Source organism: Dyella sp. Tek66A03 (assembly GCF_052567735.1).
On sequence record NZ_CP199584.1, the window covers coordinates 470,634 to 483,800 of the forward strand.

Here is a 13,167-nt window from a genome sequence, read left to right on the forward strand (position 1 = left end):
TATGGTCAGATGAAACCGCGTCATAGCGCGGCTGGCTTCAGCCATTGCTGCAACTGCGACATTTCCAGGGCGCCCCGGCGGCTGGCTAGCACACGACCGTTCTCGTCCAGTAGCACGCTGTAAGGCAGCAATTCGCCGACGTTGCCCAGCAGAAGCGACGTGCTGGGGCTGTCAATCCGGCCCAGCAGCACCGGATAATTCAACGGATGCCCGGCCAGGAAGGCGCGCACGCGTTCCGGATCGTCCATCGCAATGCCGACGACGATGGCTCCCTTTTCGCCGACGTTCGCCTGGGCTTTGACCAGGGCTGGCATCTCCTGCAGGCAGGGGCCGCACCAGGTCGCCCAGAAGTTGAGCAGCACCCGGCGACCGCGGTACTCGGACAGGCGATGCGGCTTGCCGTCCACATCGCTCAGGGTCAGGTCGGGCGCGATGTCACCGCGTTCGGCCACCTGAACGCCAGCCGGTACACGGGCGCGCTCGCTGGCGTGCTGCATCCAGCCGCCCGCCGCGGCGACCAGCACAGCCAGGCCCAGGATGGTCCAGTTGCTGCGACTCAACATCATGGGCTGGCGGCGACCGGCGTGCCCGCCGCCCTGGTCAGGGCGGATTCGACCAGGGAAGAAGTCAGCACGGTGGGCAGCTTCTTGCCGTCGCCGCCGTCCTTCGGGAACACCACATATAGAGGTACGCCCGGCGAGTGGTACTGCTGCAGGAAGGCGGCAATGGTCGGGTTCACGTCGGTCCAGTCACCCTTCATATAAACCGCGCCGGTGCGCTTGAGCAGGTCGCGGAAGCCGTCCGTATCGAGCACGGCGTGCTCGTTGGCCTTGCAGGTGACGCACCAGTCGGCGGTCATGTCCACGAACACCGGCGTGCCGGCCTTGCGCAGTTCGGCCAGCTTCTCGGGCGTGTAAGCCACCACGCCGTCCTCGGCCACCGCGGCGGCTGTCGGGGCGGGCACATGGGCCAGGTAATACAGCGGCACCAGGGTGGCCAAGGCCAGCAGCGCGACCAGCGCTCGCGAGACCCCGCCACGCGAGCGGCTGCGCTCGAACCACCATAGCGTCATCGCCAGCAGCACCGCCGCCACCAGCACCAGGCCCACGGCATCCGCACCGCGCTGGTGTGCCAGCACCCACACCAGCCACACGGCGGTGAGATACATCGGGAAGGCCAGCACCTGCTTGAGCGTTTCCATCCAGGCGCCCGGACGCGGCAGCAGCCGGGCCAGCGCAGGTACGAAGCCGATCAGCAGGAAAGGCAGGGCCAGACCCACACCCAGGGTGAAGAACACCAGCAGCGCGTTGAGCATGGGCGCAGCGAACGCGTAGGCCAGCGCCGTGCCCATCAGCGGCGCCGTGCAAGGGCTGGCCACCGCCACCGCGAGTACGCCGGTGAAGAAATCACCGGCAGGACCCGAGCGAGTCGCCAGCGAGTTGCCTACGTTGCCCAGCGAAGTGCCGAACTGCACCACGCCCGACATGGACAGACCGACGGCCAGCATCACACAGGCCAGCACGCCCACGACCAGCGGCTGCTGCAGCTGCGCGCCCCAGCCCAGTGCATGTCCGGCCGAACGCAAGCTGACGATGCCAATGCCGATCAGCATGAAACTGCACAGCACGCCTGCCGTATAGAAGAGCGCATGTTTGCGTCTGCGGGCCGGGTTCTCGCCACTTTCCAGCAGGCCGACGGCCTTGATCGACAGCACCGGCAACACGCAAGGCATCAGGTTCAGCACCAGGCCGCCGCCCAGGGCGAGCAGCAGGGCGCTAAGCAGGCTAACTTCGAGGGCCGGGGCCGTGACGCTGGCCGGCGGCATCTCCGGCGCCGGCTCAGCGGCCATGCCGCTGGTCGGTGTTGCGCTGCCCAGGTCGATGCTCAGCGCGCGGGTCATCATCGGATAGCACAGGCCACCGTCCTGGCAGCCCTGGAAACTCGCTTCCAGCGCCAGCGTCTGGTGGCCCGAGGTGTCGCCTTGAATGGTCACCGGCAGTTCGACCTGGTCGAAGTAGACCGTGGTCTGGCCGAAATGCGGGTCGTTATGCATCACGCCGGCCGGCCACTCCGGCTTGGCCAGGGTCAGGCCGTCGGCATCCTTCAGGTGCAAGGTGGTCTGGTCGCGATACAGGTAATAACCCTTGGGCATGGTCCAGCGCAGCAGCAGGTGCTGGCGGTCCTTGGCCAAGGCCTCGAACTGGAAAGCCTGGTCGGCAGGCAGCGCAGCGCTGTCCATGCCTGCGGGGGCGGTCTTGCTGCCAGCGCCCAGCTTGCCCAGCGCGGCGCCGAAGGCGTTGCCCGTGCCGCTGGAGGCGACCGGGCCCGCCGGCAACGCCAGATCCAGATGCTCGGTATTGGGCGGGTAACAGATCTTTGGATCGACCTCGTGGCAGCCCTGGTACTGCACGCTCAACTTGAGTCGGGTGGTGCCGGCTGCCAGCGTGTAGGGAATGCTGGCGTCGATGCTGTGGTGATACGTCTCCACATCGCCCAGGTACTCGTCGTGGTGCTTCTCGCCATCGGGCAGCTGCGCTTCGCCCAGGCTTACCCCATCGCCGCCCTTGAACTTCATGCGGCCGCGGTAGAGGTAATAGTCGGGCGCGATGATCCAGTGCAGCTTCACTACGCCCGGCGTCGAGGTGTCGGCGCTGAGCTTGTACGCCTCGGTCACTGCCAGCAGGCCATCGGTGTCGTCCTGCGCCAAGGCAGGCAGGGCGCTCAGGCAGAGGGCGAACCACAGACAAAGCAGGGCAGAGAATCGAGCGGCCACTTGGCCTGGGCGGATCGGACGCATTGCAGCTCCAGCGAGGAAGAGCCTGCGCCGGAGCGCAGGCGAAGAAGGATTATCGCTCAGCCAGCCGGAAGCGATTGTTCAGGCCTCTTCCATGGCGGCGACCTTGGTTGCGAAGGGGCGCAATCGCACCAGCCCGGTGGTCAACGCCACGCCGAGCAGGATGATGGTGCAGCCGCCGGCCATGGCCGGGGTCACCGGCTCGTGCAAGAAGACCAGCCCCCACAGCACACCGAACACCGGAATCAGGTACAGCACGGCCATGGACTTGGTGGCGCCAATGCGTGACATCAGTCGGTAGAACAAGACATAGGCGATCGAGGTGCAGGCGGCAGCGAGACCGAACATGGCTAGCCAGGCCTGCACGCCCGGCATCTTCGCCGGCCACAGCCAGACGGTGAAGGGCAGCAACAACACGGCCGCGGCCACCTGGCTACCGGTCGCTACCGAGAGCGGGGCCACCCCGCGCAGCCGTCGCTGGCTGTAATGGGCGCCGAAGGTGTAGCAGACATTGGCGCCGACACAGGCCGCCATCGCCCAGCCCGTCGCCTCGCCCCCATGGCCGAAGCCGACCGTGCCGGCGACCAGCCACACCACGCCGGTCAGGCCGATCAGCAGCCCGCTGGCGCGCGTGGCGTCGAGCCGCTCGCCCAGCCACATCCAGCCGGAGGCGGCCACCAGCAGGGGCGCGATGGCATCGGAAATCGCCGAGACGCCGGCCGGAAGGCTTTGCGCGGCGTAGGAGAACAGCACGAACGGCAACGCTGAATTGGCCAGGCCCACAATGGCGATCGGGCGCCAATGCGTGCGCATCTCGGCCAGTCGCCGGCGCGACAGCAGCAGCGGCAGCGAGCACACCGCCGCGCCGATGGCACGCATGCCCGCCAGCGCCATGCCGCCGAACTGGTCGGCACCCATGCGCATAAACAGGAACGACGCGCCCCAGATGGCACCCAGTAGCAGCAGCGCGGCGATGTCGGACTTCTTCATGGCGAGGGACTCGTGGGTACGTGCGGCAACGGTAGTTCAGGGTAGTGACGAGACCTGTCAGTAGTCTTCGCCGCTGAAGTCGGGAGGGTTACAGACCCTCACCGGCTATCAGGGGTTCCGCCCTGGCCGAACAGCACGCGGCGTTCCTCCTCCGAGATGTCGCGTTGGCGCGCGGCATAGACGTTGGCGACGCCCTCATAGGTGCGCAGGGTGGCCGGCCGCTGCGACATCGCCACGAACCAGCGTTCCAGGTGCGGGAAATCGGACAGCGTCTGGCCGTGCGCCTCATGCGGCACGATCCACGGGTAGCAGGCGATATCGGCGATCGAGAAATCGCCTGCGATGAATTCGCGATCCGCCAGGCGCTGGTTCAGCACGCCATAGAGGCGGGCGGTCTCTCGGGTGTAGCGGTCGATCGCATACGGCACTTGCTCCGGCGCGTACACGTTGAAATGCCCGATCTGTCCCGCCATCGGCCCCAGCCCGGCCATCTGCCAGAACAACCACTGCAATACCTGGGCGCGGCCCTGGATCTCGGTCGGAATCAGGCGGCCGGCTTTCTCGGCCAGGTAAAGCATGATCGCGCCCGACTCGAACAAGGTGATCGGCGCACCACCGCCCGCCGGCGCGTGATCGACGATGGCGGGAATCTTGTTGTTCGGCGAAATAGCCAGGAATTCCGGCGTGAATTGCTCGCCCTTGCCGATATTCACCGGCGTGACGAAGTACGGCAGGCCGGCTTCCTCCAGGAACAGCTTGAGCTTGAGGCCGTTCGGCGTGGCGGCGAAATACAGCTCGATCATGATGGGACTCCTGCAGGCGGGTGGATGGGCGATGCTAGTGTCGACGGCTCACTGGTCTTGAAAAAGATCCAGATAAGGAGAAATCTCTAGGTCCAGTGAGGCAGCCCGGCTAGCGCGCCATGGATCAGCTTTTGGCTTTCCCCCTCGAGCTTCCGGCGCGCGGTCGCCTGCAGGCGCTGCACGGGCAGTTGCGGGCGGCGATCCTGGATGGGCGACTTCGGGGCGGTCAGACCCTGCCTTCGACGCGTGCGCTGGCGGGGTCACTGGGAGTGTCGCGCAACACTGTGGTATCCGCCTATGACCGGCTGCTCAGTGAGGGCTACGTCTCGGCGCGGCAAGGTGCGGGTTATAGGGTCGCCGACGTCCTCGGCAGCCGGCCCGCACCGCCGCGTCCACGTGCGGCTGGCGGTGATCTGCGGCTGCATCCGCGCTGGCGCGAGGCGACCCTGCCGATGCCGATCAGCGGCGTGGCGCCGGTGCGCTACGACCTGCGTGTAGGGCTGCCCGATACGTCGCGCTTTCCTTTCGATATCTGGCGTCGCCTGTCGGCACGAGCGCTGCGCACGTTGTCGCGCACGCCGGCCATCTACGACGCGGCCGAGGGCCGCCTGTCGCTGCGCCACGCCATCGCCGGCCATATCTCGTTTACCCGCGCCGTGGCCTGCCGCGCGGACGACATCATGGTGACCAATGGTGCGCAGCAAGCGTTCGATCTGCTCGCGCGTCTCCTGGTGATGCCGGGGCGGACGATGGTGGCAGTGGAAGACCCGGGTTATCCGCCGCTGCGCGCGGCATTCGAGGCGGTGGGCGCCCATGTGGTGCCGGTGCCGGTCGATGGCGAAGGCCTCGTAGTGGAGCGCATTCCCATCGACGCGCGGGTGATCTACGTGACGCCATCGCACCAGTTCCCGCTGGGTATGGTGATGTCGCCCTCTCGTCGGCTGGCGCTGCTGGCGTTTGCGCGACAGCATGGCGCAGTCGTGATCGAGGACGACTACGACGGCGAATTCCGTTACGGCGGTCGTCCGCTCGACGCCTTGCAGACACTCGATCGCGATGGCGTAGTGTTCTACGTAGGCACGTTCTCCAAGAGCCTGTTCCCGGCACTTCGCCTTGGCTACATGGTGACGCCACCTTGGGCGATGGCGGCCCTGGCGCGTGCGCGCCAATTGAGCGATTGGCATAGCGATGTGCTGGCGCAGGATACCTTGGCCTTGTTCATCGCCGAAGGGCATCTCGCCCGGCACGTACGCAAGATGCGGCGCATCTACGGCGAGCGCCGCGCTAGCTTGCTCGATGCCTTGTCTCACCAGGCGGACCGCATGCTCCAGCCGCTGGCAGCCGACGCTGGCCTGCATCTGGCAGCGACACTGTCTGCACCCATCAGGCTCGACGCACTGATCGGCCATGCAGCGGAGCTAGGGCTGCGGATTGAATCGCTGCAGGACTACGCGATTGGCGATAGCGCACCCAACGGCTTGGCCTTCGGCCTGGGCATGATTCCCGCGGCTCGCATCGAGGAGGCGGCGCGTCTGCTAGGCCAGCTGCTTGATGCCCATCGAGCTAAGTGAGTGGGGTGATCGGTGGCGATGGCCAGCTCCGTTCGTAACGCTCGTTGATCCTGTTCGGGGCACTGGCTATGACCGGGCAACGGTAGCGGACATTCGGCACTCGACTCACCTATCCACCGATGACGGCGCCACTTGGTCTTAGTGAGTGCGCAAACTGACATCCGGATGAAGCAAATCTCACACATTTGCCGAGTGCAAGCAAAGCTACCCGGATAATCATCTATGCGTTGCTCCCGCAGCGCCCTGGCGTGGGGTGGCGGAGGCGCGGACGGCGGCGCCGCCCTAATCTAACGATAAGTCTTCATGCGTAAGCTGGATCTCCTGACTTGTGGCGTTCAGGGGATGGGGCATCGTGAAGAAGCTGTTTGTACTGCCGGTAGCGGGCTTGCTCGTACTAGCGGCGTGGTGCCTCTATCGGCCCGAGTCGTCTTCCTCCGCCAAGAGCGCAACGGATCCTCATAGTGTTCCGGTTGTGCTTGCGCCTGTTGAGCTGCGCGACGCTCCCCTGGTGTTGTCCACCATCGGGACGGTCCAGGCTTTCAATACGGTGTTGGTCCGTGCGCGAGTCGATGGGACGCTTGAGCGCGTTGCATTCGTTGAGGGACAACGGGTGCGTCGGGGCGATCTGCTGGCGCAGATTGATCCGCGCCCGTTTGAAAACCAGCTCCATATGGCGCTGGCGCAGAAGGCGCACGATGCGGCACAACTCGCGAACGTGGAGCGCGACATAACGCGCTTCTCGTATCTGGCCAATCGAAACATCGTGCCCGCGCAGACACTGGACAGCACGCGAGCACAGGCCGAAGAGCTGAAGGCGACCGTGGCTATGGATCAGGCCCAGATCGATAACGCTCACAACGAGCTGGACTACGCGGCGATTCGAGCGCCCCTGGATGGCCTGACAGGAGCGCGCCTGGTCGACGCGGGGAATATGGTGCACGCCAGCGATACGAATGGGCTTGTGCTGATCACACAGGTTCAGCCTATCTCCGTGAGCTTCACGCTACCGCAGGACGCGCTGCCAGCCATGCTCTCGGCGCAACACCAGGCTCCGGTTGAGGTTGTCGCGAAAAGCCGTGACGCGAGCCAGGAGCTTGGCAAGGGCGTGTTGAGCCTCATCGACAACCAGATCGATGCCACCACAGGCACTATTCACTGCAAGGCAACGTTCGAGAACACGAACGAGTCGCTCTGGCCGGGCCAGTTTGTCGTCCTGCGTATCGTGCTGGCGGTAGAGCATGGTGCGATGACGGTCCCCGCGACGGCTGTGCAACAGGGTTCAAACGGTACCTACGTCTATGTCATCAATGCCGACAATACCGCTGCATTGCGCCCCGTCGATGTCGCTTCCACGGAAGACAATCGTAGCGTTATTGCACGCGGCATCACCAAGGGTGAGCGTGTAGTTGTCGAGGGTCAATTCAAGCTGGAGGACGGGACACACGTCCGTGTCGTCGAACATACCGTCCATGATCGCTGACGGATCGGCCTCATGAGCGCCTTCAATTTCTCGGCGATCTTCATTCGTCGCCCGATCGCGACCTCCCTCCTGATGCTTGGCATCCTTTTCCTTGGAGTCATCAGTTATACCCAGCTGCCGATCGCCGGCGTGCCGCAGGTCGATATACCGACGATATCCATCAATGCATCACTGCCCGGCGCAAGCGCCGAGACCATGGCATCGTCGGTGACGGCGCCACTTGAGCGTGCGCTGGCGGTGATGCCGGGCGTTACCGCGCTGACGTCAACGAGCTCACTGGGATCGAGCTCCATCGAGGTGGAGTTCGACCTTTCCCGGACCATCGACAGCGCCGCACTGGATGTCCAGACTGCGATCAATGCGGCTTCCGGCGATCTCCCGAAGAACCTTCCTCATCCGCCAACATTCGAGAAGGCGAATCCAGCCGACGCGCTGTTGATGACCATCGCGGTCTATTCGGACATCATGCCGATCGCTCAGGTGGATGACTACGCCGAAAATTATCTCGCACCGGAGATCGCGCGTGTCCGCGGTGTTGGCGTTGTCGACTATCACGGCCAGCAGAAGCCAGCGGTACGGGTGCGTATCAATCCTGCCGCCATCGCCGCCATGGGCCTGAGCCTTGAGGACATACGCGCGGCCATTGCCGCCTCGACGGTGAACGCACCCAAGGGAACCCTCAACGGAGAGCATCAGGCGGTTACGCTCGATGCCAGCGACCAGCTCTTCGACGCAGCCAGCTATGCCGATCTTGTCGTAGCGTTTCGAGGGGGTGCACCGGTTCGACTGCGCGACGTTGCTACCGTCGTGCCCAGTGTCGAGGATATTCGGCAAGGCGCGTGGTTCAAAGGGCATCAGGCCGTGATGCTCGACGTTCACAAGCAAATCGGCTTCAACATCAACCAGACGGTGGAGAGCGTCAAGGCGGAGCTGCCGCGTCTAACGCACGACTTGCCGGCGTCGATCCATATGGTGTTGCTCGGTGACCGCACGCAAACCATCCGGGCGTCGGTCGTCGACCTGCAGTTTACGCTACTGCTAAGCGTCATCCTGGTTGTCGCCGTCGTCTATGCGTTCTTGCTCGATCTACGTGCCACGCTTATTCCGGCTATCACCATTCCGCTGTCCCTCCTTGGCACCCTGGCCGCGATGAACGTCGTCGGCTACAGCCTCGACAACGTCTCCTTGATGGCACTCACGGTGGTCATCGGCTTCGTCGTCGATGATGCCATCGTCATGCTCGAGAACATACTCAGGCACATCGAGCATGGCGACACGCCCCTGGAGGCGGCGTCCAAGGGTTCGCGCGAGATCGCTTTTACGATCCTTTCCATGACGGTGTCGCTGGTCGCCGTGTTCATCCCGCTGCTTTTTATGGGCGGCCTGGTAGGGCGTCTATTTCGCGAATTCGCCATGACGGCGGGGATAGCGATACTTATCTCCGGCGCCATATCACTGACCTTGACGCCCATGTTGTGCGCACGCTTTCTCACAAGCCAAACGGCGCATGGGCGTGGCCACTTTCATCACCTGGCGGAGGCCTTCTTCAGTCGCTTGCAGGAGGTTTATGCGAAGGGTCTAAGACAGGCATTGGCGCATAGAAAGTGGATGCTGGCGATTGCCGCGGCAACGCTTGTAGGCACCATCTTCATGTACGTTGTCATTCCCAAGGGGTTCTTTCCGCAGCAGGACAATGGACTCATCGCCGGCGTCACCGAGGCATCGCAGGATATTTCCTATCCCGCGATGGTCGAGCGCATGCATGCACTGGCTGCCGTCGTCGAACGCGATCCCGCCATTGAGCACGTCTACTACTGGGTGGAAGGTGACCCTTCGGTCAACATCGGACGCATGCTGATCGACCTGAAGCCTTTCGGGCAGCGCTCCGAATCGGTGTACGAGGTGATCAAGCGCTTGCGCCCGCAGGTTGCCCAAATACCGGGCATTTCACTTTCGCTGCAAGCGCGCCAGGATCTGCAGATTGGCGCGCGCGTAAGCAAGTCGCAATTTCAATACACGTTGCGCGATTCGAACCTGGAGGAACTGCGGCAATGGGCGCCTATCATGCTCAAAGCATTGCGTGACGTTGCGGTCATCCAGGACGTTGAAGGCGATCTGGAGCCGGTGGCCCCTCGCCTGAAGGCGGTCTTTGATCGCGACACGATGAGCAGGGTCGGCATTACGCCCCAGATGGTCGACGACACCCTGAACGACGCATTTGGTCAACGTCAGGTCGCCACGTTCTATACGCAGCTCAATGTCTACCGTGTCGTGCTTGAAGTCGACCCCAAGTATCAGCTGGACGAAAATGCGCTGCGACAGCTTTACCTCACGGGGAATGACGCCAAGCAGGTGCCGCTATCGTCGTTTATTCACCTGGAGCACTCGTCTGCGCCACTTACGGTAAATCATGACGGGCAATTCCCCGCGGTGACGCTTTCATTCAACCTGGCGCCGGGTCACTCGCTGAGCGAGGCCGTAGCCGCGATTGATGCCAAGGGCGCGCAGCTAGGAAAGCCGACGGCTCTCACCGCGATATTCCAGGGCTCGGCCCAGGCCTTCAAGGCATCGCTTGCCAATCAGCCGCTGCTCATAGCCGCTGCGATCCTGGCCATCTACATCATTCTCGGCATGCTTTACGAGAGCTACATCCATCCATTGACGATACTCTCGACCTTGCCATCGGCCGGCATCGGCGCGCTCGGCGCCCTGATGCTGTTTCACTACGAGTTCTCCCTGGTCGCCCTGATCGGCGTGATCCTCTTGATCGGCATCGTCAAGAAGAACGGCATCATGATGGTCGACTTCGCCCTGGCCGCCGAGCAGGAGCGAGGGTTGTCACCCGAGCAGGCCATCTACGAAGCGTGCCTGCTGCGGTTTCGGCCGATCATGATGACGACCATGGCGGCGCTGCTCGGCGCGTTGCCGCTTGCGTTCGGCTCGGGTGCCGGCGCGGAACTGCGGCGACCACTTGGCATCGCGATCGTGGGCGGGCTGCTGATTTCGCAGATCCTTACGCTCTACACGACCCCCGTGATCTATCTCCTGCTGGACAGATTCAGCACGCATCGGTTGCGTAAGGCTGGGGGTCACGTCTAATGAAGCGCCGCATCGCCACTGGAGCTTACGGCGCTGGACGGAGCACCATCTGGATGGCGCATGGGCACGAACGCGGACATCCGCTGGATGGGGCATAGGGGCGACATGCAAAGGTTTGGGGCAATATTCGCCGTAGCTCGCCAGTTGAATGGACATCCTAGAAAGACCTTGAACCTCGAGACACCGGCAGCACGATTCCAACCATGTGTTGCAGCGACCGGTTGAAGTCGCAGCCGGATGCGCGCATCCCGGATCGGGCGAGCTAAGTATTCGCCGTCGGCATGACGCCTGGAAGGCCCGCTGACCAAGGCATCGACCGTGACGGAGGGACGTTCACTGTCTTGCGCGGTCTTCTTGATGAAAGACAGATAGCCCGCATGACCCATTGCGTCGCCGCGATCTTCATGTATACGATGTATACATGACTCGCTTGACCACTGCCGAGAAAATCCTCCGGGCTGCGCACAAGCTGTTCGATCGCGACGGCGCCGATGCCGTGACCATGCGCCGCGTGGCCGATGCGGTGGGCATCACGCCGATGGCGATCTACCGCCACTTTCCCACCCGCGATGCATTGCTGAAGAGGCTTTCTGACGACAGCTTCAACGCCGTCGCGCATGAATGGAGTGCGCGCCGCACACAGCACCCCGATGTGCTGAAGCGACTGATGGCGCTGGTCGAGCCTTATCTGGACTACGCGCTGGCGCATCCGCATTTGTTCGACCACGCGTTTTCAGTGCGCCGTGATGATGCGCGGCGTTATCCCGAGGATTTTCGTGCGGGCCATTCGCCCACCTTCAACGTCGTGCTCAACGCTGTCGTTGAAGGCATGGCCCAGGGTGTGCTGAAGCAAGACGACCCGCACGACGTCACCATGGCGATCTGGGCGCAGCAGCATGGCTTGATCGCCCTTTATCGCGCCGGGCGCTTCAGTTACGACGAGGCGCAGTTTCGCGCCTTCTACAACCAATCGGTTCGGAGATTGATCAATGGCATCAAAGCCTGAGGGTTTCGCGCCGCTGACCTGGTGGGTGGCGACGGCACTGGCCGCACTGGGCTGGTGGTTCGGCAGTGGCATTCAACCGCTATGGTGGTTGACCTGGCTCGCGCCATTGCCGGTGCTATGGCTTGCTCCTCGCGTTCGCACGCGCTTGGCAGCGCTGGCGGCCTTCGTGGCACTGACGATCGGTGGTCTCAATCAGTGGACCTATCTGCACACCTACATCGGTCTGCCGCTGCCGTTCATCGTGTACGCCATCGGTATGCCCGGCCTCGCGTTGGCGTTGTGCGTGCTGCTGTTCCGGCGACTGCTGCTGCGTGGCCATACCCTGGCGGCGGCATGGGCGATGCCGACGGCCTGGGTCGCCATCGAATACATCAACAGCCTGGTTTCGCCGCACGGCACCTTCGGAAGCATCGGCTACACGCAGATGGATGCGCTTGCGATCATCCAGGTTGCCGCCCTGTCGGGTATCTGGGGGATCGGCTTTCTGGTGCTACTGGTGCCGACTGCCATCGCCATACAAACCGCACCGCAAGCCACGAAGCGTGGCCGCATCGTGGTGGCCGCGATGACCGCGCTATTGATCATGGCTGCCGTCGGCTACGGTTATGGGCGACTGCAGGCACCTGCCACGACGACGATGCGTATTGGCCTGGTGTCGTTGGAGAAGCCGATCCGGCCCGCCTTGGCAGATGCGGATGGCCAGGCGCTGGAGGCACGCTATGTCGACGCCATCGGTCGCCTGGCGAACGCCGGCGCCAAGCTCGTGCTGATCCCGGAAACGTCCTTCGTCACCAGCGATGCGACCGTACCGGCATTCGCCGCGCTGGCCGAGCAGCACGCACTGACCATCGGCGCCGGCATCGATTTCAAGGGCGATCCGCGCGCCGAACGCAACATGTTGATGGTGCTCCCATCCGGCGGCATGGCGCCGGCCACTTACAACAAGCGTCACCTGATCCCCGGCTTTGAACGCCAATACACGCCGGGCGACAGCTACACCCTGTTGGCCGGCACGCCACGGATCGGACTGGCCGTCTGCAAGGACATGGACTTCCACGATGTTGGCCACGGCTATGCGGCGCGCCATGCGCAACTGCTGCTGGTACCCGCGTGGGACTTCAGCATCGACGGCTGGCTGCATAGCCGCATGGCGATCATGCGTGGTGTGGAAAACGGCTTCGCCATCGCTCGTGCGGCGCGCTCCGGCCGCCTTACGTTAAGTGATGACCGGGGTAGAGTCGTGGCCGAGGCTTCCAGCGAAGCGCATGACGCCGAACTGGTAGGCAACCTCCCGCTGCACGACACGCGTACGCTGTATGCCCGCTGGGGTGACTGGTTCGCGTGGCTCAACCTGATCGCCTTGGCGGCATGCCTGGCACTGGCCTTGCTGCCACGCCGCGCAGGCGATCGCTAGTAGCGTTTCT

General features: G+C 63.7%; 9 protein-coding genes. 5 read left to right on the forward strand and 4 right to left on the reverse strand.

Annotated features, from left to right (window positions below; translation table 11 throughout):
• Positions 1 to 20: 20 nt before the first annotated feature.
• The 4 genes from ACT01B_RS02045 to ACT01B_RS02060 all read right to left on the reverse strand — a co-directional run bounded on the left by ACT01B_RS02045 (position 21) and on the right by ACT01B_RS02060 (position 4,587).
• The gene (locus tag ACT01B_RS02045) at positions 21 to 566 is read right to left on the reverse strand and encodes a peroxiredoxin family protein (RefSeq protein ID WP_445145736.1); all 546 of its coding nucleotides are present in this window, start codon (positions 564 to 566) and stop codon (positions 21 to 23) included.
• Positions 563 to 2,797: a protein-disulfide reductase DsbD family protein gene (locus tag ACT01B_RS02050; protein WP_445145737.1), complete on the reverse strand. Its 2,235-nt coding sequence runs from the start codon at positions 2,795 to 2,797 to the stop codon at positions 563 to 565. The genes ACT01B_RS02045 and ACT01B_RS02050 overlap by 4 nt, the downstream gene beginning before the upstream one ends.
• Positions 2,798 to 2,875: 78 nt before the next feature.
• Positions 2,876 to 3,784 (reverse strand): DMT family transporter, encoded by a 909-nt coding sequence (locus tag ACT01B_RS02055; RefSeq protein ID WP_445145738.1) that lies wholly within the window; start codon positions 3,782 to 3,784, stop codon positions 2,876 to 2,878.
• A gap of 98 nt (positions 3,785 to 3,882) precedes the next feature.
• Positions 3,883 to 4,587, reverse strand: coding sequence for a glutathione binding-like protein (locus ACT01B_RS02060; RefSeq protein ID WP_445145739.1), 705 nt, complete (start codon positions 4,585 to 4,587; stop codon positions 3,883 to 3,885).
• 119 nt (positions 4,588 to 4,706) lie between these two features.
• Between ACT01B_RS02060 and pdxR the strand changes: the two genes are divergently transcribed.
• The 5 genes from pdxR to ACT01B_RS02085 all read left to right on the forward strand — a co-directional run bounded on the left by pdxR (position 4,707) and on the right by ACT01B_RS02085 (position 13,157).
• Positions 4,707 to 6,158 carry a MocR-like pyridoxine biosynthesis transcription factor PdxR gene (gene pdxR, locus ACT01B_RS02065; RefSeq protein ID WP_445145740.1) on the forward strand — a complete coding sequence of 484 codons (1,452 nt, stop codon included), beginning with the start codon at positions 4,707 to 4,709 and terminating at the stop codon, positions 6,156 to 6,158.
• Positions 6,159 to 6,510: 352 nt separating this feature from the next.
• Positions 6,511 to 7,638, forward strand: a complete 1,128-nt coding sequence (locus ACT01B_RS02070) for an efflux RND transporter periplasmic adaptor subunit (protein ID WP_445145741.1) — start codon at positions 6,511 to 6,513, stop codon at positions 7,636 to 7,638.
• A gap of 12 nt (positions 7,639 to 7,650) precedes the next feature.
• On the forward strand, positions 7,651 to 10,737 hold the full coding sequence (locus ACT01B_RS02075) for an efflux RND transporter permease subunit (RefSeq protein ID WP_445145742.1): 3,087 nt from the start codon (positions 7,651 to 7,653) through the stop codon (positions 10,735 to 10,737).
• Positions 10,738 to 11,158: 421 nt separating this feature from the next.
• Complete coding sequence (locus ACT01B_RS02080; RefSeq protein ID WP_445145743.1) at positions 11,159 to 11,743, forward strand: TetR/AcrR family transcriptional regulator; 585 nt, start codon at positions 11,159 to 11,161, stop codon at positions 11,741 to 11,743.
• Positions 11,727 to 13,157, forward strand: coding sequence for a nitrilase-related carbon-nitrogen hydrolase (locus tag ACT01B_RS02085; protein ID WP_445145744.1), 1,431 nt, complete (start codon positions 11,727 to 11,729; stop codon positions 13,155 to 13,157). Before ACT01B_RS02080 ends, ACT01B_RS02085 begins: the two co-directional genes overlap by 17 nt.
• Positions 13,158 to 13,167 lie beyond the last annotated feature (10 nt).

What these genes read in the sequence shown, in the direction of transcription:
- ACT01B_RS02045 (WP_445145736.1), bottom strand. Translation starts at nt 566, where the DNA reads ATGATGTTGAGTCGCAGCAACTGGACCATCCTGGGCCTGGCTGTGCTG.
- ACT01B_RS02050 (WP_445145737.1), bottom strand. Translation starts at nt 2,797, where the DNA reads ATGCGTCCGATCCGCCCAGGCCAAGTGGCCGCTCGATTCTCTGCCCTG.
- ACT01B_RS02055 (WP_445145738.1), bottom strand. Translation starts at nt 3,784, where the DNA reads ATGAAGAAGTCCGACATCGCCGCGCTGCTGCTACTGGGTGCCATCTGG.
- ACT01B_RS02060 (WP_445145739.1), bottom strand. Translation starts at nt 4,587, where the DNA reads ATGATCGAGCTGTATTTCGCCGCCACGCCGAACGGCCTCAAGCTCAAG.
- pdxR (WP_445145740.1), top strand. Translation starts at nt 4,707, where the DNA reads ATGGATCAGCTTTTGGCTTTCCCCCTCGAGCTTCCGGCGCGCGGTCGC.
- ACT01B_RS02075 (WP_445145742.1), top strand. Translation starts at nt 7,651, where the DNA reads ATGAGCGCCTTCAATTTCTCGGCGATCTTCATTCGTCGCCCGATCGCG.
- ACT01B_RS02080 (WP_445145743.1), top strand. Translation starts at nt 11,159, where the DNA reads ATGACTCGCTTGACCACTGCCGAGAAAATCCTCCGGGCTGCGCACAAG.
- ACT01B_RS02085 (WP_445145744.1), top strand. Translation starts at nt 11,727, where the DNA reads ATGGCATCAAAGCCTGAGGGTTTCGCGCCGCTGACCTGGTGGGTGGCG.